The organism is Streptomyces sp. CHD11, assembly GCF_018638295.1.
Classification (GTDB): Bacteria; Actinomycetota; Actinomycetes; order Streptomycetales; family Streptomycetaceae; genus Streptomyces.
This window is the reverse complement of record NZ_JABTTS010000003.1, coordinates 327,416-354,153: the sequence shown is the minus strand read 5'-3', so window position 1 is coordinate 354,153 and position 26,738 is coordinate 327,416. Positions and strand designations below refer to the sequence as shown.

The window sequence follows — 26,738 nt, the reverse complement described above, 5'->3', positions numbered from 1 at the left end:
GACATCGGTGACCGCCCACACAGCCCACACAGCCCACACCGGCACCCCGGCACCCCGGCCATGCGCTCCCCGTCCTCCCGCGACCTCCGCCGGTCGCTGAACGCCGCCCGCGGTCCCACCCGGCCGAAGGCGGCCACCCGTTCCTCGCCCGGACCGCCGTCGACCGTGCAGACAGGACGTCGAGGCGCACCGGGGCGAGCAGCCTCGGCCCCGGTTCCCCGCGGCGCGTCCGCTGCGCCCCGCAGCCCACTGTCACCGTTCGGTCGCGGTGTGTCCGGTCCGTACAACCGATTGTCCCGGTCGGTCGTCTACCTGGCAGAGTGCGCAGGCCCTGCGCCACCGCTGCGAAAGGCGAAACAGACCATGGGGGACACACGTAGACGAAGCGCCGTAGCCGTAGGGGTCACCGCGCTGGTGGCTCCGCTCACGCTGGCGCTCGGTGCGACACCCGCGCAGGCCGCGAGCTGCACCACCTCGAAGGGCCCGTACCAGAAGCAGGTCGAGAAATTCCTCGGCCGTCCGGTCGACGGCAAGCAGTCGTCCGCCGACTGCAAGGCCATCCGCGCCTTCCAGACCAAGCACGGCATCACACCCGACATCGGGTACGCCGGACCCGTCACCTGGGGCGTGATGAACCTGATGAACAAGCAGAAGGCGGTCGGGAAGAAGCCGAACAAGGCGGGCAAGTGCCCGACGAACAAGGGCCGGATCGCCTGTGTGAACCTCACGCTCCAGCTCAGCTGGATCCAGGACGGCAAGAAGCTTGTTCACGGCCCGGTGCCGGTCCGCACGGGACGCGACGGGTACGAGACCCGCACCGGTCTGAAGAAGGTCTACTGGCGCAACATCGACCACGTCTCGACGATCTACGACGTGCCGATGCCCTACAGCCAGTTCTTCGACGGCGGCCAGGCCTTCCACTCGGCCGGCGTCAGCATGTGGAACCCTCCGGGGTCGCACGGCTGCGTCAACATGACCAGGGTCACCGCCAAGAAGTACTGGTCGCTGCTGAGGAAGGGCGACGACGTCTTCGTGTACGGCCGCAAGCCGGGCACCTGACCGGGGCCCGTGGCTCTCCGGGCCCGGTGCGGGGTCCGGGGGGCGGAGTGCTGTGAACTCGCCCACGTTCCATGGCAGATACGGCAGATGGACGTGATCAGCAACACTGTCGGTAATGCCCGGTATGCGTGCCATTACTCACAGCGTCTTCACCTCTGGCGCCGTATGCTTCACGGCATGTCCACCACTGTTGAACCCTCCTCCGAGCGATCGGCTGATGAGGTCAACGAGGAGATCCGGGCCCTGTGGCTCCGGTCGGGCGGGACACTGAGCGGCGAACAGCGCGAGGAGTACCAGCGCCTGGTCCAGGAGTGGGCCTCGGCTCCTCCGCAGCCCGCCAGGGCCGCCTGAGCGCTCAGTAGGCGGCCCTGGCTTCGCCACCCGTCCACCGGGCACCCCCGCACACATGGGTGCCCTTCTCGCATTCTCCTCGGCCCTCCGCCACGGCATCGTCACCCCGGCTCCCGGCTTCGCCCGAGCCGGGAGGTGCCCCTTATCACCGGCGCCGTCCTGTCGCGCCGCGTCCCGCGTTCCGCCGTCACCTTCGCCGGTCGGCCGACACCCCCCGTCCGCCTCGGTCCCGTCCTTCTGGGTGCGCGCGTCTCCCGGCGGCAGGTGGCGGGGCTGCCGCCGGCGGCCATGGCGACCGTGCTGCTCGCGGTGGGCCGAACGGCGCGCACCCGGGTCCGTTCAGCCCCAGGTCGCCGAGTAGTGACGCCGGTAGGCCTTGCGGTCCTGCTCCGCCCGGATCCACCGCGAGGCCACCAGGGCGACCAGACTGCCCCCGATCACCAGCAGGCCCGGTCCCACGTTCTGCGGGTCGGCCAGCCGTGCCAGCAGCGTCGAGGGGTCCGGGACGATGCCCCGTACCGGCGTCGAGGACCCCGGGGAGGCGGTGTCCGGAGCCGCCCCCGCCTCCGACGGCGCGGGGGACGGCGCCGCGGCGTCCCCGTCCGCCCCGGGCGCCACGATCAGGCGTACGCCGAGATCCGACAGCGCCTTCGTCACCGGCTGGAAGTACGTCGTACCCCCCGTGGCGCAGTCACCGCTGCCCCCGGAGGTGACACCGAGCGCGATCCCCTCGGAGAACATGGGGCCGCCGCTGTCGCCCGGTTCGGCGCACACATTGGACTCGACGAGACCGCCGACCGTGCCCTCGGGATAGTTCACCGTCGCGTTGAGCGCGGTCACCTCGCCGTCACGCAGTCCGCTGGTGCTGCCGCTCCGGAAGATCCGCTGCCCGACCGCGGGGTCCGCCACCCCCGTGATCCGTACGCCCTTGCCGTCGCCGACCGCCACCACCTCGGCGCCCTCGCCGGCCCGGCCTCCGGCGTACTCGATCAGCGAGTAGTCGTCCCCGGGGAAGCTGCCGCCGATCGTGGTGCCGACCTCCTGACGCCCCTGGTCGTCGGCGAACCACACCGATCCGTCCGGCCCGCAGTGCCCGGCGGTGAGGATGAACTCCCGTTCGCCGTCGGTCACGTTGAAGCCCGCCGAGCAGCGGCCGGCCGTCGACAGGATCGGCTGGGCCCCGTTGAGGCGGGTGGTGAACGTGCCCCCGGTCCGCTCCATCCGCACGAAGCCGCCGATGCCGTCCGCCACCTCGGTCAGCTCGGACCAGTCGCCCGAGGACACCGTGCTGTCACCGCGGACCACCACCTCGTTGGACCGGTAGTCCATGGCCCAGGCCGTGCCGGGGACGCGCGGCGCCGAACCCAGTGTCTTCGCCGCGGACTTGAAGTCGTCCATGCTGTGCCGCACCATCTTCGCCTCGGCGCCCGCCCCGCGCACCTCGGCCGCCGCCTTCTCGTCGGTGACCGCGACCACCGTGCGGCCGTCGGCACCGATCCAGCTGCCCGCCGTACGGGACGTGCCCAGCCGTGACACCAGGCCGGCGCCCGGGCCCACCGGCGTCTCCTCGGCGGTGGAGAACGGGACGGCCTCGGGCACCCGGGGTTCACTGGCGACGGCGCGGGTGACCATGGTGGCCCCCAGGAGGAGTCCGCCGACGGCCGCCAGCCGTGTCACTCGCCGGACCACCCGTCGTCGTGCGTGCCTCATGCATGGCTCCCGAACCTCTGCGGCACGGTGCGAACACCGCGGGGCCTGCCCGGAGTCGGGTGCCCTCAGTCCATACGGGCCCCGGAGCCCCGGCGTTCAGCGCGGAGGTGATCCCGGCGGGAAACCGCGCCGCGCGGACAGCACCGCGCCCGCGGACCCCGCCGGATGTCCGCTTTCGCCGCCCATTGCGGCGCCGGACCAGCATGAAGCGGCGCACCCACCCCGCGGACGTGCTGCCGCTGTGGGTGGCCGAGATGGACGTACCCCTCGCCGAGCCGGTCGTGCCGCGCGGGTCCGCTGGACCGAGGGCGACGCGACGGCCCTGGCCCCGCTCGCCGTGGACCTGGTGACATGACGGCGAACTCGCCCAGACCATCGCGGACCCGGCTGCCTGGCACGGCACGCTGCGGGGCGCCCGCGCGGCGCCGCGGCCCGGAGGGCGGCTGGTGTTCGAGACCCGCGATCCGGCCCGGCGGGCGTGGGAGGGATGGACCCGCGAGGAGTCGTACCGCGGGACGGACGTACCCGGCGTCGGCACGGTCGGGCACCGGCACCAGGTGACGCGCGTGAACGGCCCGCTGGTGACGTTCCGTACGACCTGGGTGTTCGCCGCGGAGGCGACGGTGCCGACGTCGGACCCGGCCCCGCGTTTCCGGCGGCGCGAGGAGGCCGGGGCCGACCTCGCCGGGCACGGCTTCGCCCTGGAGGAGGTGCGGGACGCGCCCGACCGCCCGGGACGCGAGCGCGTCTTCGTCGCCCGCCGGGCGGACGCCTAGACTCGTTTCCATGAACGACGCGTTGCGGGACCGGCTCGGCACCGGGAAGTACCTGTTGCTCACCAGCTACCGCAAGAACGGGACGCCCGTGGCCACGCCGGTGTGGGTGGTGCGGGACGGTGACGCGCTCGGGGTGTGGACCGTCGCCGACTCCTGGAAGGTGAAGCGGATCCGCGCCCGCGGTGGGGTCCTCGTCGGTCCGTGCGACGTGCGCGGCAATCCGACCGGGGACCAGGTTCCCGCCACCGCGGAGATCTGCGACCAGGCCACCACCGACCGCTACCGGCGGCTGCTCGCCCGCAAGTACGGCGTCCTGGGCCGGCTGACGCTCCTGGGCAGCCGCCTCCGCCGCGGTCGCGACGGCACGGTGGGTATCCGTATCACCCTCTGAGGCGCGGAGCGCCCTCCCGTGATCGCCAGGGACCGCGCCCGGCCGTCCGCCGGGTCCGCACGGCCCGTCAGGTCCACGCCCGGAACGGCTCGTCGAGCATCTGGAAGACCGGCTCGCCCCGCACCGGGTCCTGCGCTGTGGACAGCCGCACCCGGTCGCCGCTGTGGATACCGATGGGCGGGCCCATGACCCGGCCGCGCACCACGAATCCCTCGGCCATCTCGATCAGCGACACATTGCGGGCCGCCGGGGTGTTCCGGTGCAGCACCGTGGAGTGACGGACCGTGCCGATGCCCTCGCTGTGCTCCGTACGCAGCTCGCTGCACTGACAGACCGGACACAGCAGCCGGTGGTACATGGCGGTGCCGCACCAGGTGCAGCGCTGGTAGACCATGGCCACCGCACGGTCGGTGCCCCGGGCATCGAGGACACCCGTCGGGGAGCCGGCCGCCTGCTGCGTGACGCTTCCTGAGTGGTGATACACGCTGGTCAACTCCCTGCGCTCGGCCGGATTCCCGCGTGCGCGGTCGCCCGGCGCACACGTGCCCGGTATGACGTGCCTCCGTGCGGAGTCAGCGTATGGCACTGAGTGTCACCCGTAAAGGCACTCCGTACCCTCTCCTTTGGGAGCACGTACGGAGAAGGGCCGGCCGCGGCCGGGCGCGGACTCCGGTCCCGCACCACCCGCCACAGCGGTGTGCCGCGCCGTGAGACGACCACCACCATGGCCGCCGGGCCGCCCGGTCACGGTGGGCGCCTGCGTGCCGCCGAACGCCTCCCGCACATGCTCCAGCGCGTGGTCCACCGCGCTCCCCGCGTCCCCCGGCCCTTCGAACGCAGCCGGGAACGCGAGGCGTTGTCGTGCGCCGCGACCACGGCCGCCGCGACCACGGCCGCCGCGAGCACATCCGCCCGCAGACTGCCGTCCCGCCCCGGCGAGCGCCACGATGCCGTCCACCGCGGTCTGTTTCGTACCCCCGCTCCAGGACCAGCCGGAAGCCGCCGCCACCAGGCGGCGGTACCGCGTGCCGTCCACGAGCTCCGGCGGTGCGGCTCCCGGCCGCGGTGGGAACGACGAGAAGCCGGAAACCGGTGATGGCACTCGGTGCCCGCCCGGCACGGCACTCGGTACCGTCACCGCACTCCTGTGCGGGCCGTCCCTATGATCGGACCACCGTCTCGCCGAGGAGCACGTATGCCGTCCGCCCGTCCCCGCGTCCTCTATGTCACCGACCTGGCCTACCCGGCCCGCGGGCGCCGCTACTGCGACGAGGACATCTTCCTCACCTCCCGGCTGCGCGAGCACGTCGATCTCGCCCTGTGCCACCCGCGGGACACCGTCGCCCTCATGGACGGCTTCGACACCGTGGTCGTGCGCAACAGCGGTCCGGTACTGGCGTACCAGGAGGCCTACGACGCCTTTCGCGCGCACGCCCTGGCGGCCGGTGTGCCGGTCTACAACCCGCTCACCGGCCGGGGCGACATGGCCGGCAAGCAGTACCTGCTCGACCTGACCGCGGCCGGCCGTCCGGTGATCCCCACCGTCGACCGGCCCGAGGACCTGCGCCGGCTGCCCGCGGCGGAACGGTACGTGGTCAAGCCCAGGCGCGGCGCCGACTCCATCGGGCTGCGCGTCGTCCCCGCCGGCGAGGTGCGCGGCCTCGTCGACGGGGACGTCCTGGTGCAGCCGCACATCGACTTCGCCTACGAGGTCTCCTTCACCTTCGTCGACCATTCCTTCCAGTACGCCCTCCACACCCCCGACCCCGAGCGGCGCTGGCAGCTGGAACGCTACGAACCCACGCCGGACGACCTGGACTTCGCCCGGCAGTTCATCGAGTGGAACACCCTCGCCCACGGCATCCAGCGCGTCGACGCCTGCCGTGCGCCGGACGGTGAACTGCTGCTGGTCGAACTGGAGGACCTCAACCCGTATCTGTCCCTCGACGCCCTCGACGACGCGGGCCGGGAGGCGTTCGTGTCGGCGGTGGTGACGTCCCTGCGCGCCTTCCTCCGCGACGCCTCGGGGACGGGCGGCTGAACCCGCGGGGTCTTCGTCACGTATCTCTCCCCGTGGGCGGCCGACCCCCCCCCGCACCGGACGGAAGGAGAGCAAGGTGACGACACCGGCCGGGTCCGGGCGGCAGCACGACGGACCACCCCTCGAACCCATCCGCGTGCTGCGCCCGCGCCGCACCGACGCGCTCGCGGAACTGTTCCGGGAGTTCGAGGAGGGGGAACAGGGCCGCTACGAGCCGGTACCACTGCCCGGGCCGCCGGCCGGAGCGGAGGACAGGACACAGGAACTGCCGCCCGTTCCCGCCGACCGGCCGCCGGGGACGCGCCGTACCGTGCTGACCCTCGCCGTCGCCGCCGCGGCGCTGGCCGGCTTCGGGTGCGCGCTGCTGCTCATGGACCGCGACAGCGACGACCGCGCGGTTCCCGCTCCAGGGCCGTCCGCCTCCGCGCCCCCGGCGCCGCCTCACCGCGCCGAGGACGGGTTCCTCCGCGAGGGCGATGCGGGGCCCGAGGTGGCCGAACTCCAGGAGCGGCTGCTGCGCGTCCCCGACGTCTACCGGGCCGGCTCCACCGACGGCCGCTACGACGCCACCCTCTCGGCCGCCGTCGCCCGCTTCCAGCTCTGGTACGGCATCCAGGGCGACGAGACCGGCGTCTACGGCGACGACACCCGCCTGGCGCTGGAGTCCCGTACGGGGGAGGCGGGATGAACGGCCCCCGGCCGGCGGCCACCGGGGTGCCCGCCCTCGTCCGCCGCGGTGCTCAGAGCTGCCGCGGCAGCCGGATGTCCAGGACGCAGACATCGTCGCGGCGTCCGTCCTCGAGCATGGTCTCCAGCAGCGCTCCCAGAGACCCGGACTCGTCGTCCGGACGGGCCGTGACGGCCTCGGCGAGGCGGTCGAGGCCCAGGTCGATGATCTCCGGAGGCCGCTCCACCAGTCCGTCCGTGTACAGCAGCAGGCGATCGCCCGGTTCGAGCCGGCACTCGGCCTCTTCGTACCGGGGGGTGATGGCCGCGCCCAGCAGCATTCCGGGGGGCCGGCGCAGATAGGTGACCTCGCCGTCGCGCACCAGCAGGGGTGGTGTGTGCCCCGCCTGTGCCCAGAGCAGCCGCCGGTCCCGGGGCCGGTAACGGGCCAGGATCATGGTCGCGGTGGCATGGGTGTCGCTGGAATGCAGCAGCAGGGCGTTGAGCCGGGCGAGCGCGCCGGTCAGCGAGGAGCCGGTGATGAGCATGCCCTTCGCGGCGAAGCGCAGTTGCGCCATGGTGGCGACGGCGCCGACCCCGTGCCCGGCGACGTCGCCGATGACGAACAGGGCGTCACCGTCCGGCAGTTCGATGGCGCTGAACCAGTCACCGCCGACGTGGACGCCCGCCTGGGCGGGGAGGTAGGCGACCTCGACGCGCAGCCCGGAGAGACGCACCGCCCGCTCGGGCAGCGGCAGCAGAGCGTTCTGCAGCCGGGCGACCAGGGCCCGCTCGGACTGCAGCACATCGTGCTGGGTGAGGATCGCCCGCTCGCTCTCCATCAGGGCCAGCTCGGCCCGCCGCCGTGCGGTCAGGTCCTGGAGGATGCCGTGCACCTCCACGGGTGTGCCGTCCCCCTCGGCCACCACCTCGACGACGAGACGCAGGTGCCGGACGCCGCGCTCGCCGCGGACCCGGAACGGGACGTCGAACGGCTGTCCCTGGCCGGTCAGGGCGCCGACGGCCCGCTGCAGTGCCGCCCGGTCGTCGGAGACCGCGAGTCCGGGCAGGTCCGGGAGCGGGACCGGGCCGTGCGCCGGATCCCGCTCGAGGATCGCGAAGACCTGTGTCGACCAGGACACCTCGCCCGTGGCCAGATTCCAGTTCGTCCAGCCGAGGTCACCCAGCCGCTGCAGTTCGGCGAGCCGCTGTTCCTGGCGGTCCGAGGAGTCGTGGCGGACCCAGGTGACGACCAGCGCGTCCTCCAGCGGTGTCACGCGTACGGAGTAGGTGGCGAGTTCTGCGACGCCGTCCACCGTCTCCTGGTGGGCGAAGGGTTCGCCCTCGTACGCGGCCCCACCGGCCAGAGTGTCCAGACAGCCCTGCCACACCGGCGCGTCCGTCACGTCGGGCCACACCTCCCGCAGCCGCCGCCCGGCCACGGCGCCGCTCCCGCCCAGGAGGTCCGCGGCCTGCGCCGTCGCGGCATCGATCCGGAAGTCCGCGGTGTCACCGGAGGGGCCGTGCAGCGGAGTCAGCAGCATGGCCGGCACCGGCAGTGCCGCGAAGAGCGTCTGCACGGCGTCCGGGGACGCGTCGGCGGCGGGCTCCGGCAGGGCGGAGAACATCCGCAGCCGGCCGGCGCACAGACGGACCGTGCCCCGCAGATGGATGCGGTCGCGCTCCGTGAAGGCGCCGGGGGACCTGCGCAGCACACCGATGCACACCTCGGTGCCGTCCCCGGCGGACAGCGGCAGCCAGGCCCGCGACAGCCACCGCTCGGGCGGTTCGCCGATCAGCAGGTACCGCGCGCTGTCCGAGGCGAAGTCCTCCAGCCAGCGGGGTTCACCGGCGTCCATCGCGTCCAGCACGGCGACCCCGCTGAAGGGGGGCACCTGCCGCCACCGGGCGGCGAGCCGTTCGTCGACGCCCGCGTGCCCGATCAGTTCGAGGCCACCGCCGGTCCGGCGGGCGTAGATCATGACCGAGTCCGCCGCCAGGTCCGGCCCGAAGTGGTCCAGCAGACAGTGGGCCAGGTCCTGGTAGGTGTCGATCCCCACGAGGGCGCGGCCGAGGCGGGTCAGTGCGTCGGCGACGTCGTCCGGAGCGGACGGTGCCGCGGGCGGGTCGTACTCGGGGAGGCCGGCCGGCGTGGTGTCCCTGCCGTCGCCGGACCGGCCCGGGGACGTGCCGCCCGGCCGGGCGGGCGCCAGTCCGCCCAGGGTGATCCAGCACTCCTCGAGCAGGGAGCGCCGGGCGGCCTTGGCACGCTGGAGCAGGGTCTCGCCGGCGGCGTCCGCGGTGCAGCCGGTCAGCGCGATCACCACGCCTTTGGCACGCTCCACGACACACGAGGTCGCGGCCTGCTCCCGGAGCCGGTCCAGCTCGGCGCGCTGCTGGGCGACGATTCTGGCCAGTTCCACCAGGTCCGGTGCGGAACCGGACCCTGCCGGGACGACAGGCTCGCTCTTCACGCGACGAGCATCGCACACCACTCCGGTTTCGTTGGCCGGATGGCCGGCCTTGGTTCCGGACACCGGCGGCGCACCGGCAGGCGCCGGGCGGCTCCACGGTCGTGCACCGGCAGACGCCGGGCGGCCGCGGGGGCCGTGCGGTCAGCGGCCGGCGTCGGCCAGGGCCTGGGTGACCGCCCGTACGCTGCGGGCGATGTGCTGAAGCTGCGTGACCTCGGCCGCGTAGAGCTTGATCGTGTGCTCGATGACTCCTTCGCGCAGTCCCGCCCGGGGCAGATCGGCCCGTGCGGTCTGCAGGGCGGTGCGGGCCACCCGCATCTCGTGCTCCACCTGGATCTGGGCATGCCGGCCCAGCAGGACGGGGTGCCGGATGAACGCCGGGTAGCTCGCGTAGCGGGCAGGCACCAGCTCGCGCAGCCACTTCGCCGCAGAGCGTTCCCAGTCGTAGCTGCCGGGGGCCTTGACCTGGCAGGGCCAGTCGGGACTGAGGCGCGTGGACGTCAGGGACATGATCATCGCTTCCGGTGTGCGGGTGTCGTCTTACGTGGACGACGGGGTGGGGCGGCCCCGGTCCAGGGGATGACCGGGGCCGCCACGAGTGGCCGGGCCAAGGGAAGCCCGGCCGAACACCCTGGCCGCCGGTGCGGGTAGGAGCCGGCGGCTTCGGGTGTCGTGCAGGCGCCCGGTCGCGACGGGTGCCCGGCGCGGTGAGCGGTGCGTGCGGCGCATGGGCGGACCGTCGGCCTTCCGGGCGGAACGGGTCAGGGACGAGGGTGCTGGAGCGCGGCCCCCGGGCCACCGGAGGTGCGATCCGTGAGCAGTATTTATATATGCCATCTGGTTTGCAAGACGTATGAAAACATTCATGCGTGCTTCGAAGCGGACATCCCGCCGCCCGCCCAAGGAACGGCTCTCAGTCCCTGAGGAAGAACTGGTGCTCGTCGGCGACATGCTCGTACTCGTCGAGCCGCGCCTGCGTCCGCTCGGGGTCCGCGTCGGTCATGGCCTGGAGCAGCGCCGCGCACATCACGCCCGGAGCGGCGTAGGAGTCGAACACCAGCCGCGAACCGGTCCCGGTGGCGAAGGTGACGTCGGCCTCGTCCACCACGGGGCCCAGCGCCAGATCGGTGATCAGCGCGACCTTCAGCCCGGCGCTGCGCGCGACCCGCACCGCCGTCAGGGTCTCCTGGGCATGCCGCGGCATGGAGAACGCCAGCACCCAGGTGCCGCCCGCCTCCCGTGACTGCAGCAGCGCGTCGTAGGCGACGCTGCCGCCCCGCGTCACCAGACGCACGTCCGGGTGGATACGCCGGGCGGCGTAGGCGAAGTACTCGGCCAGCGAGACGGAGATGCGCAGACCCAGCACGGTGAGCGGCGTGGACGCGGACAGCCGGCGGCCCACCTCGATGACCGGGTCGGCGTCGGCGAGGTCGCGCCGCAGGTTCTCCAGGTTCTCGATCTCCGCGTCGACCGCCGCCTGCAACTCGTTCCCCCCGGCCTCCTCGGCGTGGCCGCCGGTCCGGGCGCCGAGAGTGATCGACTGCAGTTTCTCCCGCAGCGCGGGATAACCGCTGAAGCCGACCGCCGAGGCGAACCGGGTCACCGAGGGCTGACTCACCCCGGCCCGGTCCGCGAGATCCGTGATCGACAGGAACGCCGCCTCGGCGATGTGCTCGATCAGGTACTGGGCGATACGCCGCTGGCCGGGGGAGAGCCGGGGCCGGTCGAACAGCGCGCGGAGCTGGGCCGTCGGGGACAACTCCGCGTCCTGGCCCGCCTTCCCCGAGGTGATCGCGGATGCCTGTGCGCGTGCCTGCTGCGGCGATGGCACCGGTGTGCCTCCTTCGTCTCCCACGAATGCTCAACATAGCCCACGCACCGTGACGGTCAGGCTGCCCGCCGGAGCACACCGGCCCGCTTCCCGGGGGATATCCACGCCCGCGCAGGGAACCCGCGGACACAGCGGAACAGGCGCACCCCAGGACATACGAGGAGTCAGCGGACATGACCGTCCCCGAGGAGAACCGGCCGAAGACCCGGGACACCGACGACACGATCGAGCAGCGCGAGGACACCGGCACGCGGGAGCAGGGCGGCACCGGCCGCACGATGCGCGAGGCGCTGGAGGAAGCCGAGATCCGCCCCGACGACTACGACGAGCGGTAGGCGTGCCGTGCTGACGACGCCCCGGCCGCGGCGTTCTGACGGGGCGAGGCCACCCACCCGCGGCCTGGACCGCACGGCATCCCCCGCGCACCCCCGCCCCCGACGTGACGATGTTTCGGCAGGTGAAGACATGAGCGCCCTGAGCGCGCTGGAGAAGACGCTGGAGAACCGGTGGCAGTCCCTGTGGGCGCGGATGTTCGCCCGGGACCCGGTCGAACTCGTGGATGCCCTGCGGCACGAGTGCGACAGCAACGCCGTGGTCTGCCGGGCCGGCCGGGTCCTGGTGCCCAACGCCTACGACGTGGAACTGGCCGGACCGGTGCACGAGGAACTGATGCGCGGGGGCGGCCGTGTGGGGCAGGTGCTCACCGACCGGCTGGCCCGGCACGCCGAGCGGCACGGCTACGAGTGGGCCGGTCCGCTCGCCGTGCACGTCCGCCGGTCCGCCGACGTGCCGGGCGGCGGCTACCGTGTGGCGAGCAGCGTGATGCCCCATGTGAGCGCGGACGGTTTCCAGCGGGCGGCGGCGCCGGGCCGGAGCTGACGGTCCTCCCTCACCGCCGGTACACCGTGATCGAGTGACCCACGTCGTCGACGGGCCGGCTGCTCCCGATCAGCTCGGCCAGCCGGCCTGTCGCCTTGGCCGCCGCGGAGTTCGACACCACCAGCACCCCGCGCACCCTCCCCAGCGGCACGCGGCGCGGGTCGGCCGCGTCGATGCCGTAGGCCGAGGGCACGCCGGCGCCCTTGTACACGAGCCAGACGCGTTCCCCCCGGTACCGCTCGCGCAGCCGGTCGGCGAGCCGGCCGAGATCCTGGCCCCAGTCCACGTTGGAGTCGTGCAGCCGCAGCCGGGTCTTCGACGGGCCGCCGAACGCCTCGTTGGAGTACGGCAGATAGTAGGGAAACGTCCGCAGCGAGCTCACCGCCACGAACGCCACCAGCAGCGCGCTCACCACCGGCACCCACCGCCACCGGAGCAGCAGCACACAGCCCGCCGCCACCGCCAGGAACATCGGCAGGAACACGGCGTACCGGGTGCCGAAGTTCCGTGATCCGACCATGGCGGCGGCCAGCGCAAGCGCCGGGACCGGCAGCAGATACGGCGCCACCGGCCGCAACCGCCGCACCGACACCACCGTGACGGCGCCCGCCGCCCACAGCACCAGCATGCCCAGCGGTGTCTTCACCAGCAGCGCGGCCGGCAGGTAGTACCAGAGCGAGCCCTCGTACACCCGCCCGAACAAGAACCCTTGCCACGGCCGGTTCTCGAGCTGGAACTGCAGGCGCATGCCGTCCAGGTACGGCTCGGGGAACGGCAGCAGGTTCACCAGCAGCCCGCGCAGCCCGCGGACCACGGGCACCTGCTGCGGACTCCAGCGCAACCGGGGATCGACGAGCAGGTACGCGACCCAGACGACGGCGACCGCGACCAGCGCGAAGGCCGCGGCGCCCAGGGCCGCCCGCACCAGCCGGCGCCGCCGGTCGCCCCCGGCCGCGCACCACACCGACACGGCTGCCGTGAGCACCAGCACCGGCAGCGCGGGCAGCACACTCATCTTGGTGGCCATCGCTGCCCCCAACGCCGCCCCGGCGAACGGAAGATGCAGCCGGGGCCGCCGGCGGGACCGCCACAGCAGCCACACGGAGGTCAGCGCGAACCCCGCGGCCGGCACGTCGAGCGTGGCCAGGGAACCGTGCGCGATCACGTCGGGTGAGAGGCAGTACAGCGCGAGCGCCGCGAGACCGCCCGCGTTCCCGGCCAGTTCGCGGGCGAAGGAGAACACGACGAGGCCGAACAACAGGGTCAGGACGATCACCGGAAGCCGGGCCCAGAACATGAGCCGCCCCGGGTCGTTCCCCGATTCGTACAGCAGCCTCCGCCCCAACTCGCCCTGGTCGCCGCCGAACCCCGGCTCCAGGTGCGGACCGGCGACCGCCACCCCCGCGGCGATCACCAGTTTGCCGAGCGGCGGATGCTCGGGGTTGAACCGCAGGCTGTGTTCCTCCAGGTACACGGCGGCCGTACCCACGTACACGGGCTCGTCGATCGTCGGTGTCTGCCGCACGGCGGCGGTCACCATCGCCACGGCCATCTGCACGAGAAGCAGCACCACGACGACGAGCACCGGCCACCGCCGCCCCGAGCCGGTCAGGCGGAAGCCCTCCCGGTGCGAGCCCTCCCGTTCCGAGCCCGGCTCACCGGCACCGGCACCCGGGTCCGGTGTCCGGCCCGCCTTCACAAGATCCCTCATGGGGGCACACTCTCCCACCCGCGCATCCCCACCGGGGCGCCACCGCGGCATTGCCCCGTGCGACGGTCGTCACGGCGCCATGCCGCGGAACGCCGTTGTGCGCGGGGCGCGTTGCCCGCGGTGCCGCTGCCGGCAGATGCGGGCGGGCACTCGCCGACGGACCGGTGCACAAGGGCGTCCCAGGGGTGGGGGAGTGAGACGGCCGTGTGGGCGGGCGGGACGGGCTCACGCACCGTCGCACCGCCGGTCCCGGCGACACGGTCCGCGGGCGGAGACTCGGCGACTCCGCTCAGGGACGAGAGCCGGGGTCAGCGGGGCGTACCGTGCCCGGTCCGCTCCGACGGCCGGGACGCGCCCGCCATCGCGGACGCCGGCACCACGAGATCGGCCCGGCCTCGGGTCCCGTCGACCAGCTCGGCGTTGCGCCGGTCGGAGCGTTCCACCCAGGCCACCGCCTCCGCGTGGCCCTTGCCGAACTCCTCGTGCCGGGCGATCAGACGGCGCAGCCGCTCCTCCTCGTCCAGGGCGCAGAACCACACCTCGTCCAGCCACGGCCGGACCCGCGCCCAGGCGCCGGTGTCCAGCAGCAGGTAGTTGCCCTCCGTCACCACCAGCCGGGCGGCCGGCGGTACGGGCACCGCTCCCGCCAGCGGCTGTTCCAGCACCCGCTCGAACCCGGGCGCGTACACGGTCTCGCCGTCCGCCTCCTCGCGCAGCCGCCGCAGCAGGGCCGCGTAGCCGGCCGCGTCGAAGGTGTCCGGGGCCCCCTTGCGGTCCCGGCGGCCGAGACGGTCGAGTTCGGCGTCGGCGAGATGGAAACCGTCCATCGGGACGTGCGCCACCCACGGCCGGCCGGTGCCGTTCAGCTCCCGCACCAGGTGCGCGGCGAGCGTGGACTTGCCCGCGCCCGGGGCGCCGGCGATGCCGAGGATCGCGCGCCGGCCGTCCCCCGGAAGGGAGCGGGCACGCCGGAGGAGGTCGTCGAAGGTCAGTGCCACAGGGGAAAGTGTGTCACTTGAGCGGCCGGTCTTCTGCCGCCATGTGGCGGGGGCCGCCCTCTGTCCGGCGCCGTACCGGGAAGGTGTTCCCCCATGACGGATCTGGGCCTGCCCGACGACATCCTCGCCTGCCTCTTCGACCTCGACGGCGTCGTCACGAAGACGGCCGTCGTCCACGCGGCCGCCTGGAAGGAACTGTTCGACGCCTTCCTCCGCGGGCGGGACGGTGACGCCTTCCGCCCCTTCACCGCCACCGACTACGACCGGTACGTCGACGGCCGCCCGCGCGCCGCCGGCGTCCGCACCTTCCTCGCCTCCCGCGGCATCGCGCTGCCGGAGGGGGCACCGGACGACCCGCCCGGCACTCGCACCGTGCACGGCCTCGGCAACCGCAAGAACGAACTGCTGCTGGCGAGGATCCGCGCCGACGGCGTGGCCGCCTACGACGGCACCCTGCACTACATCGAGGCGGTCCGCGCCCGGGGACTGCGCACCGCGATCGTCTCCTCCAGCGCCAACTGCCGTGACGTTCTGCGCTCGATCGGCGCCGAGGGCCTGTTCGACGTCCGGGTCGACGGGGTGGTCGCCGCCGAACGCGGCCTGCCCGGGAAGCCGGAGCCGGACACCTTCCTCGCCGCCGCCCGGGAGCTCGGTGTGCCGCCGGCCCGCGCCGCCGTGTTCGAGGACGCGCTCGCCGGCATGGACGCGGGCCTGGCGGGAGGCTTCGGCTACCTCGTCGGAGTGGACCGCGCCGGTCAGGCCGAAGCGCTCCACGCGCACGGCGCCGACCGGGTCGTGACGGATCTGGCCGAACTCGGACCGAGGGCCTGAGCACACCGCCGGCCAGGGGTCGCCGCTGCGACGGTTGGCCGTATATCGCCTGCTATGACGGTTCCGGGCGGGTTAGGTTGTGCGAGATCTTGGAAAGCCAGGCCGGATCTCGCTCCCCTTGGCCCCCGCGGCCCGCGGAACCCGGCACCCATGACGCGCGAGAGCGAAGGACGGACGATGACCGACGGCGCCGGTGCCCTCCTCGCCGACACACCAGGCCGCCACCAGCGGTCCGGGCCGGACGCCTCCCGGCGGGCGCACGACGGCAGGCCGCTCGCGGTGCTCGCCGCAGTCTTCACCCTGGCCCAACTCGTCCTCGTCCGCCCCGTACTGGGGCTCGGATGGGACGAGATCGTCTACACCAGCCAGATCACCTCCCACCACCCGGCCGCCTTCTTCAGCGCGCCCCGCTCCCGGGGCGTCACCCTGCTGGTCGCGCCCGTCGCGTCCTGGTCCGACTCCACCGTGCTGCTGCGCGTCTACCTCGCCGTGCTCTCCGGTCTCGCCCTCTACCTGGCCCTGCGCTGCTGGCGCGGTCTCTTCCCGCCCCGGATCCTGGTCACCGCCGGCGCCTTCTTCGCCTCCCTGTGGGTGACCCTCTTCTACGGTCCCCAGGCCATGCCGAACTACTGGGTCGCCATCGGCGCGCTGATCGCCGTCGGCGGTTTCCTGCGTCACCGCGCGGACCCCCCGGCGGGCGGCCCGCTGTGGGCCGTGGTCGCGGGTACCGCCCTCATGGCCTGGATGCGCCCCACCGACGCCGTGTGGGTGGTCCTCCCGCTGCTGGTCCTGGCCCTGGCCGGCCGGCGGTGGCGGTCACTGCTCGCCCTCGCCGGCGGCCTCGCGGCGGGCGGGACCCAGTGGGTGATCGAGGCGTATGTCGCCTTCGGCGGCCTGGGGGAGCGGCTGGCGGAGGCCTCCCGCATCCAGGGCGGGCTCGGCTGGCACATCGCCGTGGACGATCAGCTCCGCAGCCTCGGCGGGCGCGCGCTGTGCCGTCCGTGCACCGGGTCCATGCCCCACCCGGTGATCACCCTGTGGTGGTTCGTCCTGCCGCTGCTGGCCGTCCTCGGGCTGCTGGTCGCCGTACGGGCCCGCCGCACCCTGCCTACCCTGCTGCCGGTGGCCTGCGCCACGACCGCGGCGCTTCCGTACCTGTTCATGATCGAGTACGCGGCGCCCCGCTTCCTCCAGCCGGCCTACGCCCTGCTCGCGATCCCGGTCGCCCAGGCGCTGTGGTACCTGGTCACGGCACCGCGCGGAAAGTGGCGCCCCGCCGCCAGGGTGCTGGTCGCGCTCGCCCTGGCCGGTCACCTCACCGTGCAGCTGGCCGTCCTGGTGCACACCGTCGACCGTACCCTCGACGGCCGCCGCGACTGGGCCCGCACGGCCGGTGAACTGCACCGGCTCGGTGTCCGCCCGCCCTGCCTGCTCACCGGGTACCGGTCCATCCCCATCGGCTACTACACGGGCTGCTCCTCCGGCGCGACGTCCGGCAACAACGAGAACACCACGGCCGCCGAGATCCTGCGCACCGCCGAGCACACCCCGGTCGCCGCACTCACAGGCCCCGGAGGCGCCCCGCCCGGTTACGCCCGGCCCTGGCCGGTCCACATGATCGGTGACATCGAGGTCCGTGTCGCTCCCGCGCCCGGGCGATGACGCCGGGTGGTCGCCGGGCGGGGTTAAAGATCGCGTGACGGGAAACGCGGACCGGACACCGCAGACGCAGTCGACGCAGCGTGACAGGAGGACGCCATGGGCTCCGAACCGATGGCCGACGACGCCTACCAGCCCACCGGGAGCAACGAGGAGCAGGAGGACGCCGCGCCGCTGGACATGCAGGACGCCCTTGACGAGCGGACCTACGACGACACCCTCGACGAGGGTTACTCCCCGCCGGAGAAGCCGCTCGGGGTCACCAAGCACGGCACCACGGCCGCCGAACAGCACGACGGGGAGACCCTCGACGAGCGGCTGGCCCAGGAGGTGCCCGACGCGACCGCGCCGGACGGCGACGGGGTGGGCGACCTGCGGGACGGCGAGGGCGAGCCGGTCGACCCGGAGGCCGGCAACGCCCGCGCCGGGCGCCTGGTCGCCCCCGACGAGGGCGCGCACACCGACACGACCAAGGAGACGATCGCCGAGGACGTCGGCATCGACGGCGGGGCCGCCGGCGCGGAGGAAGCCGCGATGCACGTCGTCGAGGACGAGACGGAGCTGCCGGACGGCCGGGACCGCGCCTGACCGGGCACGGCGGACGGCGCGGCGCGGGAGCGGGGGTGCGGCGACGTCAGGGCAGGATCTTGTCCAGGGCCGCGGGCCCCTCCTCGGCCAGCTTGCGCCGGGCCCATTCGAGGTTCTGCGGGGTGAGGTCCTTGCCGGAGGCGAGAACCAGGTCCTCCGGGGACACATCGGTGCCGGTGCGGGCGTGCAGCAGGTTGTCCGGGGTGGTGCCGTCCTCGGGCTGCCGGGACGCTTCGGGCTGGGACGTCGACATCTTCTGGCTCCTCGGGTCCGGATCGCTGTTACGGCCCCGGTGCTGTCATCGGGTCCGGTACTCAGCCTTCAACGCGGGAGCCCGCCGTGCATCCGCAGAGCGCTCGCGGCACACCCGGTGAAGGGCCACCTCCTGGTGGCCGGGGTACCTTCCTGGGACCGCGGGAAACCTGCCCACGGTCCCGCTCAGAAGGGCGTGAGCGTCAGCCGCAGGCCCGTCGGCGCCGTGTCCTGGATGTACGAGGCGAAGTCCGCCACGTCGTCGAAGGCGAAGCCGTAGGCCCTGCCGTCCTCGGTGGCCGCGTGCATGGCCCTGGAATAGTGGTTGGTGAGCTCGGTCCGGTAGAAGACCGAGGGATCGGCGGACGGCTGGTCGGGGTGGCTGAGCAGCGTGGACCGGTTGAAGCCGGAGCCCAGCACCGCGGCGACCGGACCGGTGGTGCCGTCGTTGGGGGCGGCCAGGGCGCCGTCGCAGAAGAGGACGTCGCGCGTGGAGGGCTTGCCGAAGGAGACCTGGGCGGGCCCGTCGAAGGAGAACCTCTCACCGCGCACCCGGCCGGTGAAGGTGCCGGCGTTGGTGGTGACCTTGAGGTCCCGGCCGGTGTAGGTGCTCCACACCTCGTCGATGTACGGGGCCAGGTAGTCCTCGGCGAACAGACCGGAGTCCAGACCGTGGCCGGGCGCGATGATCCGGGTGTCGTCCACGACCAGCCGGGAGAACGCCTCCACCTCCTTGACGGCGGCGAACGCGGCCGCGCGGCCGCCATCGCGCACCGTGCCCGTCGTCTGGTCCTCGGAGCCGGTGAGCCGGATGCTCAGCGGCACGCTGAACATGTCGACCATCGTCGTGTTGCAGAACATGCCCGAGGCGTTGTGGGTGAACTCCGCGCAGTCGTGCAGCACGCCGTGGTTGGGGTCGGAGGCCACCCAGCCGGCCGGGTACTGCAGCGCCGCGTTGCCGTTGCCGTCGGTGACGGCCTTGAACTTGAGTTTCGCGCCGAGGGCGACATAGATCCGGCCGGACATGTACGGCAGGGACAGCTTGGTCTCGCCGCTGCCGGAAAGGCTGATCGCGTAGTCGGTGAAACCGTCGGGGCCGTTGTCCGAGACGGCGATCGGAGCGACGGTGCCCTCGGGGGTGAGCCGGACCTGACGCCCGTCGGCGTTGCCCACGACGTACAGGTGGACGCTGGTGTTGTCGAAGGCACCGCTGTTGTTCACGATCGTGAGGGGCAGGGATCCCGCCGCTGCCGGTCCGGCCTTCTGCTTCCCGGACTGGTCCGCGAGGGCGTGCGGGGCGATCGCCGCCGCGGCGGGCAGGGCCACGGCGGCTCCGCCGAGAGCGAAGAGGACCTTGCGGCGGCCGAGGGTGCGCTGGTGACGAGGAGTCATGTGGGGGTCTCCAGAAGTGGGCGTGCGGGTTCTGACCGTGCCGGCCGACGGGGGAGAGCGCTCTCAGGCTGTACATCGGGACCGGCGCGCGGCACTGATGCTAGGGACACCGACAGGAACCCGCCAACGGTCCGACTTGTCCTCAACCCGCCCTGACCTGCGCATACTTGAAGAGGCGGTCAAGCCGCCACAAGCGCTTAACCGGCCTTTAAGGGCCGCTTAAGCCGCTCGGGTCCGGGCGCCCACGGAGCGTGCGGGGAGCGCTCCGTGGCGCAGTCGCCGGACGCCTCACGACGCGGGTGTCCCGCTCCCGAGCAGCGACTCCGCCGAAGCCAGGATGTCCGTGATCCGGAGGGCGAACGCCGCGTCGCGGGGGTCCGGAACGCCGGTACGGACAGCGGTGAGCAGGGCGTCCGCGGCCCGGGTGAGGGCGGGGACGACTCCGTCCGAGGCCTCCGGGAGGAGCGTGACGCCCGCGTCGCCGCGCAGTTCGACCATGGCGCCGGCCGCGGCCGGGGGCGCGGTCAGGCTCAGGGTGAGACTGCTCGACGCGCCGCTCGCGTGGTCCAGGACCAGATGGACCGTGTCCCCGGGACCGTACGCCGCCGCCGTCATCCGCCGCGGTTCACCGAGCACCGGAAGCAGCACCGACAGGGCGTGCGGGCCGACGTCCCACAGAGCGCCCTTCTCCTGCCGCCACGGCGAGGCGGCGAAGGGGTTGCCCGGGTCGGTGAACACCGCCCCGAGCCACTGCGCCCGACCGGTGAACCAGCCGCCCACACGGGCCTGCTCGGTGATCCACGCCTCCGGCCCGGACTGGAAGCGGGTGGTGAAGAAGACGACCGAGGCGACCCCGGCCGAGGTGGCCGCCGCGACCACCTCCCGGCCCTGCGCGACCGTCGGCGCGAGCGGCTTGTCGAGCAGCAGATGGCAACCCGCCCGCGCGGCGCGCACGGCCAGTTCCGCCTGCACCGCCGGCGGCAGCGCGACGGCGACCGCGTCCATGTCCGCGAGCAGCGCGTCGACGTCGTCGTAGGCCCGGACGCCGTGCAGAGCGGCCAGCGCCCCGGCCGCGTCGGGGCGGCGGCCCCACACTCCGGCGAAGTCGAGGTCCGGGTGTCCGCTCAGCGCGGGGGCGTGTGCCACCTGTGCCCAGGGTCCGGTGCCGAGCAGTCCGATCCGCATGCCGCCGCCTCTCTCGCGGACCGCCGTCCGCCGCCGGCCCGCTGTCCTCACACCGCGCTCCACCGGGGCGCGCTCCGGGTCCGTACGATGATCTCTGCCGGCATGCCTGTCAACAGCCGGACGACGGGTGGCGGGCACGGGGGCCGGCCCGCCGCAGCGCATGATCGCGGACGGTGCGGGGCACAGCGCGGCCGTTACCGGGCTGTGGCCCCGGGCCGGGCCGGCTCAGCCCTCCGGCCGGCTGATGTCGACCATCCAGGGGATGCCGAAGCGGTCCGTGCACATCCCGAACACGTCGCCCCACATCTGCTTCTCCAGCGGCACGGACACCGAACCGCCGCTGGACAGCTGCTCCCAGTAGCCGCGCAGGGTCGCCTCGTCCTCGCCGCTGACGCTGACGGCGAAATTGTTCCCCGGGGCGTACTCCATGCCCGGCGGCATGTCGGCGCCCATCAGGGTGAAGCCGTCGGTGGTCGACAGCATGCCGTGCATGATCTTGTCCGAACCCCCGGCACCGGGATGCCCGGCATCGCCGAAGGTGTTGAGGCGCAGCTCCCCGCCGAAGACCTCCTTGTAGAACTCCATCGCCTGCCGTGCGTTCCCGTCGAAACTCACGTACGGGTTGAGAAGTGAGGCCATGGGTACCTCCGAAACGGTGCGAAAGGGCGATCGCGCGCAGCGTAGCGCCGGTCACCGGCCCCCGCGCGGCGACCAGGCCACCCGGTGACCCGTCACCCAGGGCGGCCCGGTCGTCCGGCGGCCCCGATTCAGTGCCCGGCCTGCTGAATGCGTTCGTGTTCTTCTATTGGATTTCGGGGCGTCCCGCGATCAGGCTGGCAGGCGCTGCCCATGACCGTCGAAGCGACACCCGGAAGAGGTCACACAGGAATGAACACCCGTCGAATAGGTGATGTCCAGGTCGGCTCCATCGGGCTGGGCGCCATGCCCATGTCGATCGAGGGCCGCCCGGACGAGACCCGCTCCCTGGCCACCCTGCACGCCGCGCTGGACGCCGGTGTCACGCTGATCGACACCGCGGACGCCTACCACGCGGGCGCCGACGAGGTGGGACACAACGAGACTCTGATCGCCAGGGCCCTCGCCTCCCACGACCGGGGCGGGGACGTCCTGGTCGCCACCAAGGGAGGTCATCTGCGCCCCGGTGACGGCAGCTGGACGCTGGACGGGAGCCCCGGGCACCTGAAGCGGGCCTGTGAGGCCTCGCTGCGGCGACTCGGGGTGGAGGCCATCGGGCTCTACCAGTTCCACCGGCCCGACCCCCGCGTTCCCTACGCCGATTCGGTCGGCGCGGTGCGCGAACTGCTGGACGAGGGGAAGATCCGGATGGCGGGCATCTCCAACGCCGACCCGGAGCAGATCCGGCAGGCCGACGAGATCCTGGGCGGCCGGCTGGTCTCCGTACAGAACCAGTTCTCCCCGGCGTTCCGCTCCAGCGAGCCGGAGCTGCTTCTGTGCGGCGAACTCGGCATCGCGTTCCTGCCCTACAGTCCTTTCGGCGGTATCGCCCGGGCCGGTGAACTCGCCTCGCAGCACGTCGCGTTCGCGCGGATCGCGCGGGCGCACGGGGTGAGCGCGCATCAGGTGTGCCTGGCGTGGATGCTCGCCAGGTCGCCGGTGGTCGTACCGATTCCGGGAGCGAGCCGGCCGGAGTCCGTCCGGGACTCGGTGCAGGCCGCCGACCTCGTACTGAGCGCCGGGGAGATCGCCGAGCTGGACGCGGCCTGAGGCCGGCGCCGCCGTCCCGGACGCCGGACACGGCCGGAAGTCCTCCCGGGCCTGGTGCGGTCCCGGGAGGCGGAATGCGCCTGCCGGGGAGGCGAGCGCTTTCGGACCATCGCGGCCACTTCCGTACGCGCCGTGCGTGCTTTCGCCGATCGCGGGCACACGAAGCGACAACCAGAAAGGGGCGCTTCGTGCTCGTACCGGACCCGAAGATCGTCAGGCAGCTGCTGACGCGCTACGCGGAGCTGCGGATCGCTCAGGCGGAGCGGCATTCACCGACGGCGGCGCGTGAACTGGAGGATGTCAGCTACACGCTCTGCGTCGTGACGGCGACATCCGCCATCGACGACGCCATAGCGCAGGCGGACGCCATCCTCGTCCGGTCCGCGCCCCGGCGTACCGCTGAGCCGGGCGGCGAGAACGGACTGTCACTGGCCGTCTGATCCAGGCCGCGCACGCCCCGCGGTGGAATCCCGCGCGGTGACGGCCCGCCGCCCGCTGAACGACGCGCGATAGGCGTACGGCGTGGTGCCCACCACCTTGCGGAACCGCTCACGGAACGCCGTGGGTGACCCGAAGCCGGCCTGCCGGGCGATCCGTTCGACCGTGTGCTCGCTGTTCTCCAGCAGATACTGGGCGCGCCGCACCCGGGCACGCAGCAGCCACTGCAACGGCGTGGTGCCCATCTGCTCACGGAACCGGCGGCTGAAGGTGCGCTCGCTCATGCCGGTGCGCGCCGCCATCGCCCCGAGCGTGACCTCGTGCGCCAGGTTGTCCTCCAGCCAGTCCAGCAGCGGCTCCAGATCCGACCCGCGGGGCACCGGCGGATGCTCGTGCACGATGAACTGGGCCTGGCCACCCTCCCGTTCCAGGGGCATCACCGACATCCGGGCGGCATTCGCGGCCACGGCCGAGCCCAGATCCCGGCGGATCATGTGCAGGCACATGTCCAGCGCGGCGGCGGCGCCGGCCGAGGTGAGGATCTGGCCGTTGTCGACGTAGAGCACGTCCGGCTCCACGTCGACCAGGGGGAAAGCGCGGGCGAGCCGGCCGGCGGCCACCCAGTGCGTGGTGGCGCGGAGGCCGTCCAGCAGTCCGGCCTCCGCCAGCACGAAGGCACCCACGCAGACCGAGGCGATCCGCGTTCCCGCCCCGGCCGCCTGCCTCAGCGCGGCGGACACGGCGGGGGAGAGCGGTCCGGTGCCTTCGGCACGGCCCGGCACGATGATGGTGTCGGCGTCCGCCAGCGCCTCGAGGCCGCGCTCGACGCGCAGGGTGAAACCGCCGTCCGCCGTCACCTCCGGCCGCTCGGCACACAGGCGGACCCGATAGGGGGAACGGCCGTCCGGCAGCCGTGTCCAGTCGAAGACCTGCAGGGGCGCCGCCATGTCGAACGGCACGACCCCATCGAGAACCAGAATCGCCACGGAGTGCATGAACTCCACGATAGGCGGGTTCCCGCCACAGCCGGGATCGCCTGATGTCGGGGCGCGGGGTGCCGAAGTCGTGGTGACAGGGGTTGGCGAGAACCCGTTGGATCCTGTCGTTCCGGCCTCTGGGTGATCGTTCGGCGGGCCTCTAGCGTGAGCCCGGCACCACCGATCACACCAAGGAAAGAGTCCCGGTGACCAAGCTCCTGCTGTCCCTCCACGTTCTGGCCGCCATCATCGCCGTCGGTCCCGTGACCGTCGCGGCCAGCATGTTCCCGCCGGCCGTACGCCGGGCCGTCCCGGCCGGGGGAGGCGACGGACCCGACCGGAAAGCGGTCACCACCGTCGCGCTGCTCCACCGCATCTGCCGTGTCTATGCCCGTGTAGGGATCGCCGTCCCCCTCCTCGGTCTCGCCACCGCCCTCGCGATGGGTGTCCTGGGAGACGGCTGGCTCATCGTCTCGATCACCCTGACCGCGGTGGCCGCCGGTATGCTCCTCGCCTTCGTGCTGCCCCGTCAGGACGAACTTGTCGGGCAACTGACCGCGCACCGGCCCGTGGACCGGCAGAGCACCGTACAACTGGCCATGTTCACCGGTGTGTTCAACCTGCTCTGGGCGACCGTCACCGTGCTGATGATCGTCCGGCCCGGTTCGACGACGGGCGCCTGACCGCCCGGAACGCCCACTTCACCCCGTACGGGCGCCTACACTCGGCAGTCGCGTCCCCGCACCGGGGGCCGCCGACCAGAAAGGCGCGTTGCCGGGTGTTCCAGGATTCCCCCATCTACGACCGACTCGTCGCGGAGTGCGGTGACGTGCCCGCACAGGCCCGGCGCGAGGCCGAACGCGTGAGCAGGGAACTGGAGCTGGTCATGCGGCCGTTGCAGTCGCCCGGCCACGGCCCGGGCCCCGGCCGGCCGCACGCCCCGGGCAACGGCTGGCAGCGCACCGCCCTGCTGCCGGGACCGCGCCCGAACTGATCCCCCTGCGGTGCCGGGCACCGGGTCCGGCACCGTGACCGGTGCTCACCGCACCGTGCTGCTCGCACCGTTGAGCTCCGCGGGCTCGTCGGGAATGGGGCGGGACAGCCACTCGGCGATGGTCCGCGCGATCGGCTGTCCCGTCTCCACTTCCACGAAGCCGAACTGCCCCGACTGATTGCACTCCAGGAACCACCACGTCCCGTCCGCGTCCTCGGCGAAGTCGAAGGCGCCGTAGGCCAGTTCGGCTCGGCGCATATAGGTGCGAACGGCGTCGGCGACGCGCGCCGGGACCTCGGCCGGCTCCCAGGGCGAGCCGGGTGCGGCGAAACGCACGTCCACCTCCTGCGGGTCCGCGTCCGGCGCCGTCGGCTTACGGGCCGCCAGCAGCCGCTCACCCACCACGGTGAGCCGGATGTCGGCCCGCTTCGCGACCCGCCGCTGCAGCAGCGTCGGCCCGTAGGCGACCGCCGAGAAGTCCGTGTCCGGGGCCACCCGGCTGGTCGGTACCGCCCGCGGCGGATCCTGCGGATGCGCCCCCGACACGGGCTTGACCACGAGATCCGGGAAACGCTCCGCGAACTCCCGGGCGGCCCGCGGGAACGTGGTGATCACCGTGGCCGGCACGGGCAGACCGCAGCGCTGCGCCAGGCGCAGCTGCCACGGCTTGTGGCGCGCCTGCCGGGCCGCGTCCGGGTGGTTCATCCAGCGCGCGTCGCAGCCGCGCAGCATTCCGTAGAGTGCCTGCGAGGCCTCCTCGGTCAGCCACGCCGACGGCTGCGGCGCGCGTCCGGCCGGAACACCGGGCCGGCGCACCCACACGGACCGCAGCCCGCCGATACTCACCAGCCGCCCCCCGACGGACAGATGGCCGCGGAAGCGGCCGTGGACGAATTCGCCCGACAGCGACACACCACCGGTCAGGTCCGCGGGGTCGAGGCGCACCACGGGTACTCCTGAGCCGTTCAGATGGACGACCGCCATGTCGGCGGTGACGTCCTCCTCACAGGTGAGGATCAGCACGGTCATGTCTACGGTCCGCGTTCAGTCGTCGAAGTGGGTCTTGGAGCCCGCGGTGGACGTCGTCGTCCCCACCTCGCGCAACAGCGCGTGGTCGCGGGCCGCGATCCGGCCGTCACCGAGGACGTTCAACTGCAGTCCGGAGTCATAGGCGTACGGAGTGGCAACAGCCAACTCAACTGCCGGGCGTGCGTAGTTGAGCGCGAACGGTTGCATCGTCTCTCCCTCGTCGGTGCTGCGCCGACCAGACAACGACCCACTGTGCGCCGTGGCTTGGTCCGCCGACTTCTTTTCGCTTCCAGAGACTTATACGAATCGAACGGGTGGTTGGTTTCCTTACGGAGCGTAGTCATCGGCGGGTTGCCGCCCCGGACGCCGCGAAGGCGCTCCGGGCAGGGCCGCGCCGGCGGAACCACGCAGGGAGCGCAGGGCGAGCAGAAGGACCCCGATGTCGTCCAGGTAGACCGGGTCGGGCAGCAGATCGGCCGGCAGCACCAGATAGAGGACCGCGCCCCAGAACACCCAGCGCGGCCCGGTGGGCAGACCCGCCCGCCGCAACTCCCGCCGGGTGCGGACCAGACGGACCAGGGCGGCGACGGCGCCGGCCAGCAGTACGGCCGCGAGCACCGCGGCGACGCTCAGCAGCACGGTGGTCGACTCCAACGGCACTGCCCTCCTCCGGTGACCGGCGCGCCGCGGCCCGTCGCCGCGGCACAGCCTTCTCTGAGCGGATTCCCGCTGACGGCCCCGCCATGGCGGCGGGGACCGG

General features: G+C 72.9%; 29 protein-coding genes and 1 pseudogene. 15 read left to right on the top strand and 15 right to left on the bottom strand.

Annotated features, from left to right (window positions below):
* The first annotated feature begins 363 nt into the window (after positions 1–363).
* Both HTV45_RS05170 and HTV45_RS05165 read left to right on the top strand, forming a co-directional pair.
* On the top strand, positions 364–1,059 hold the full coding sequence (locus HTV45_RS05170; RefSeq protein WP_215204381.1) for a L,D-transpeptidase family protein: 696 nt from the start codon (positions 364–366) through the stop codon (positions 1,057–1,059).
* 165 nt (positions 1,060–1,224) lie between these two features.
* Positions 1,225–1,410: a hypothetical protein gene (locus HTV45_RS05165; RefSeq protein ID WP_215204380.1), complete on the top strand. Its 186-nt coding sequence runs from the start codon at positions 1,225–1,227 to the stop codon at positions 1,408–1,410.
* Positions 1,411–1,749: 339 nt separating this feature from the next.
* Here the strand turns inward: HTV45_RS05165 and HTV45_RS05160 are convergent, their stop codons facing one another.
* Positions 1,750–3,120 (bottom strand): S1 family peptidase, encoded by a 1,371-nt coding sequence (locus HTV45_RS05160; RefSeq protein ID WP_215204379.1) that lies wholly within the window; start codon positions 3,118–3,120, stop codon positions 1,750–1,752.
* Positions 3,121–3,403: 283 nt separating this feature from the next.
* Between HTV45_RS05160 and HTV45_RS05155 the strand changes: the two are divergent.
* Together HTV45_RS05155 and HTV45_RS05150 are read left to right on the top strand one after the other, a co-directional pair.
* Positions 3,404–3,896: pseudogene (locus tag HTV45_RS05155) on the top strand (SAM-dependent methyltransferase); the annotation flags it as partial.
* 10 nt (positions 3,897–3,906) lie between these two features.
* Positions 3,907–4,287 (top strand): PPOX class F420-dependent oxidoreductase, encoded by a 381-nt coding sequence (locus HTV45_RS05150; RefSeq protein WP_215204378.1) that lies wholly within the window; start codon positions 3,907–3,909, stop codon positions 4,285–4,287.
* A 67-nt stretch (positions 4,288–4,354) separates the two neighbouring features.
* On the opposite strand, the gene HTV45_RS05145 is transcribed toward HTV45_RS05150, so the two are convergent.
* The gene (locus HTV45_RS05145) at positions 4,355–4,771 is read right to left on the bottom strand and encodes a Zn-ribbon domain-containing OB-fold protein (protein WP_215204377.1); all 417 of its coding nucleotides are present in this window, start codon (positions 4,769–4,771) and stop codon (positions 4,355–4,357) included.
* Positions 4,772–5,482: 711 nt separating this feature from the next.
* On the opposite strand from HTV45_RS05145, the gene HTV45_RS05140 reads away from it, so the two are divergent.
* Positions 5,483–6,328 (top strand): hypothetical protein, encoded by an 846-nt coding sequence (locus tag HTV45_RS05140; protein WP_215204376.1) that lies wholly within the window; start codon positions 5,483–5,485, stop codon positions 6,326–6,328.
* A gap of 76 nt (positions 6,329–6,404) precedes the next feature.
* Complete coding sequence (locus tag HTV45_RS05135) at positions 6,405–7,016, top strand: peptidoglycan-binding protein (RefSeq protein WP_215204375.1); 612 nt, start codon at positions 6,405–6,407, stop codon at positions 7,014–7,016.
* 52 nt (positions 7,017–7,068) lie between these two features.
* Here HTV45_RS05135 and HTV45_RS05130 read toward each other — a convergent pair whose 3' ends face one another.
* From HTV45_RS05130 to HTV45_RS05120, 3 genes are all read right to left on the bottom strand, one after another.
* Complete coding sequence (locus HTV45_RS05130; protein ID WP_215204374.1) at positions 7,069–9,468, bottom strand: SpoIIE family protein phosphatase; 2,400 nt, start codon at positions 9,466–9,468, stop codon at positions 7,069–7,071.
* 141 nt (positions 9,469–9,609) lie between these two features.
* On the bottom strand, positions 9,610–9,984 hold the full coding sequence (locus HTV45_RS05125) for a hypothetical protein (protein ID WP_215204373.1): 375 nt from the start codon (positions 9,982–9,984) through the stop codon (positions 9,610–9,612).
* A 397-nt stretch (positions 9,985–10,381) separates the two neighbouring features.
* Positions 10,382–11,299, bottom strand: a complete 918-nt coding sequence (locus HTV45_RS05120; protein WP_215204372.1) for a MurR/RpiR family transcriptional regulator — start codon at positions 11,297–11,299, stop codon at positions 10,382–10,384.
* A 173-nt stretch (positions 11,300–11,472) separates the two neighbouring features.
* Between HTV45_RS05120 and HTV45_RS05115 the strand changes: the two genes are divergently transcribed.
* A complete protein-coding gene (locus tag HTV45_RS05115; protein WP_215204371.1) occupies positions 11,473–11,634 on the top strand; it encodes a hypothetical protein in 162 nt (53 codons plus the stop codon).
* 130 nt (positions 11,635–11,764) lie between these two features.
* Positions 11,765–12,178, top strand: a complete 414-nt coding sequence (locus tag HTV45_RS05110; RefSeq protein WP_215204370.1) for a DUF3662 domain-containing protein — start codon at positions 11,765–11,767, stop codon at positions 12,176–12,178.
* Positions 12,179–12,188: 10 nt separating this feature from the next.
* Here the strand turns inward: HTV45_RS05110 and HTV45_RS05105 are convergent, their stop codons facing one another.
* Positions 12,189–13,889 carry a glycosyltransferase family 39 protein gene (locus HTV45_RS05105; protein ID WP_215204369.1) on the bottom strand — a complete coding sequence of 567 codons (1,701 nt, stop codon included), beginning with the start codon at positions 13,887–13,889 and terminating at the stop codon, positions 12,189–12,191.
* 308 nt (positions 13,890–14,197) lie between these two features.
* Positions 14,198–14,887, bottom strand: a complete 690-nt coding sequence (locus HTV45_RS05100) for a nucleoside/nucleotide kinase family protein (protein ID WP_215204368.1) — start codon at positions 14,885–14,887, stop codon at positions 14,198–14,200.
* A gap of 93 nt (positions 14,888–14,980) precedes the next feature.
* Between HTV45_RS05100 and HTV45_RS05095 the strand changes: the two genes are divergently transcribed.
* From HTV45_RS05095 to HTV45_RS05085, 3 genes are all read left to right on the top strand, one after another.
* A complete protein-coding gene (locus HTV45_RS05095; RefSeq protein ID WP_215204367.1) occupies positions 14,981–15,718 on the top strand; it encodes an HAD family phosphatase in 738 nt (245 codons plus the stop codon).
* Between the two features lie 177 nt (positions 15,719–15,895).
* Entirely contained in the window at positions 15,896–17,380 is a 1,485-nt protein-coding gene (locus HTV45_RS05090; protein ID WP_215204366.1) for a hypothetical protein, read from the top strand.
* Between the two features lie 96 nt (positions 17,381–17,476).
* Entirely contained in the window at positions 17,477–17,965 is a 489-nt protein-coding gene (locus HTV45_RS05085) for a DUF5709 domain-containing protein (protein WP_215204365.1), read from the top strand.
* Positions 17,966–18,011: 46 nt separating this feature from the next.
* Here the strand turns inward: HTV45_RS05085 and HTV45_RS05080 are convergent, their stop codons facing one another.
* From HTV45_RS05080 to HTV45_RS05065, 4 genes are all read right to left on the bottom strand, one after another.
* Positions 18,012–18,218, bottom strand: coding sequence for a hypothetical protein (locus HTV45_RS05080; protein WP_215204364.1), 207 nt, complete (start codon positions 18,216–18,218; stop codon positions 18,012–18,014).
* Between the two features lie 185 nt (positions 18,219–18,403).
* Positions 18,404–19,609, bottom strand: coding sequence for a glycoside hydrolase family 64 protein (locus HTV45_RS05075; RefSeq protein WP_215204363.1), 1,206 nt, complete (start codon positions 19,607–19,609; stop codon positions 18,404–18,406).
* 288 nt (positions 19,610–19,897) lie between these two features.
* Entirely contained in the window at positions 19,898–20,794 is an 897-nt protein-coding gene (locus HTV45_RS05070; protein ID WP_215204481.1) for a Gfo/Idh/MocA family protein, read from the bottom strand.
* 225 nt (positions 20,795–21,019) lie between these two features.
* Positions 21,020–21,433, bottom strand: coding sequence for a VOC family protein (locus HTV45_RS05065; RefSeq protein ID WP_215204362.1), 414 nt, complete (start codon positions 21,431–21,433; stop codon positions 21,020–21,022).
* Between the two features lie 249 nt (positions 21,434–21,682).
* On the opposite strand from HTV45_RS05065, the gene HTV45_RS05060 reads away from it, so the two are divergent.
* Entirely contained in the window at positions 21,683–22,540 is an 858-nt protein-coding gene (locus HTV45_RS05060) for an aldo/keto reductase (RefSeq protein WP_215204361.1), read from the top strand.
* 188 nt (positions 22,541–22,728) lie between these two features.
* On the top strand, positions 22,729–22,980 hold the full coding sequence (locus HTV45_RS05055) for a DUF5133 domain-containing protein (protein ID WP_215204360.1): 252 nt from the start codon (positions 22,729–22,731) through the stop codon (positions 22,978–22,980).
* On the opposite strand, the gene HTV45_RS05050 is transcribed toward HTV45_RS05055, so the two are convergent.
* Positions 22,966–23,973 carry a GlxA family transcriptional regulator gene (locus tag HTV45_RS05050; protein ID WP_215204359.1) on the bottom strand — a complete coding sequence of 336 codons (1,008 nt, stop codon included), beginning with the start codon at positions 23,971–23,973 and terminating at the stop codon, positions 22,966–22,968. The two genes, HTV45_RS05055 and HTV45_RS05050, sit on opposite strands and share 15 nt — an antisense overlap.
* Positions 23,974–24,161: 188 nt before the next feature.
* On the opposite strand from HTV45_RS05050, the gene HTV45_RS05045 reads away from it, so the two are divergent.
* Both HTV45_RS05045 and HTV45_RS05040 read left to right on the top strand, forming a co-directional pair.
* Positions 24,162–24,638: a hypothetical protein gene (locus HTV45_RS05045; protein ID WP_215204358.1), complete on the top strand. Its 477-nt coding sequence runs from the start codon at positions 24,162–24,164 to the stop codon at positions 24,636–24,638.
* Positions 24,639–24,733: 95 nt separating this feature from the next.
* Positions 24,734–24,949, top strand: coding sequence for a hypothetical protein (locus HTV45_RS05040; protein WP_215204357.1), 216 nt, complete (start codon positions 24,734–24,736; stop codon positions 24,947–24,949).
* Positions 24,950–24,994: 45 nt separating this feature from the next.
* Here the strand turns inward: HTV45_RS05040 and tgmB are convergent, their stop codons facing one another.
* The 3 genes from tgmB to HTV45_RS05025 all read right to left on the bottom strand — a co-directional run bounded on the left by tgmB (position 24,995) and on the right by HTV45_RS05025 (position 26,632).
* Complete coding sequence (gene tgmB, locus HTV45_RS05035) at positions 24,995–25,978, bottom strand: ATP-grasp ribosomal peptide maturase (protein WP_215204356.1); 984 nt, start codon at positions 25,976–25,978, stop codon at positions 24,995–24,997.
* 15 nt (positions 25,979–25,993) lie between these two features.
* Entirely contained in the window at positions 25,994–26,185 is a 192-nt protein-coding gene (gene tgmA / locus HTV45_RS05030) for a putative ATP-grasp-modified RiPP (protein WP_103541913.1), read from the bottom strand.
* Positions 26,186–26,305: 120 nt separating this feature from the next.
* A complete protein-coding gene (locus HTV45_RS05025) occupies positions 26,306–26,632 on the bottom strand; it encodes a YkvA family protein (protein ID WP_215204355.1) in 327 nt (108 codons plus the stop codon).
* Positions 26,633–26,738 lie beyond the last annotated feature (106 nt).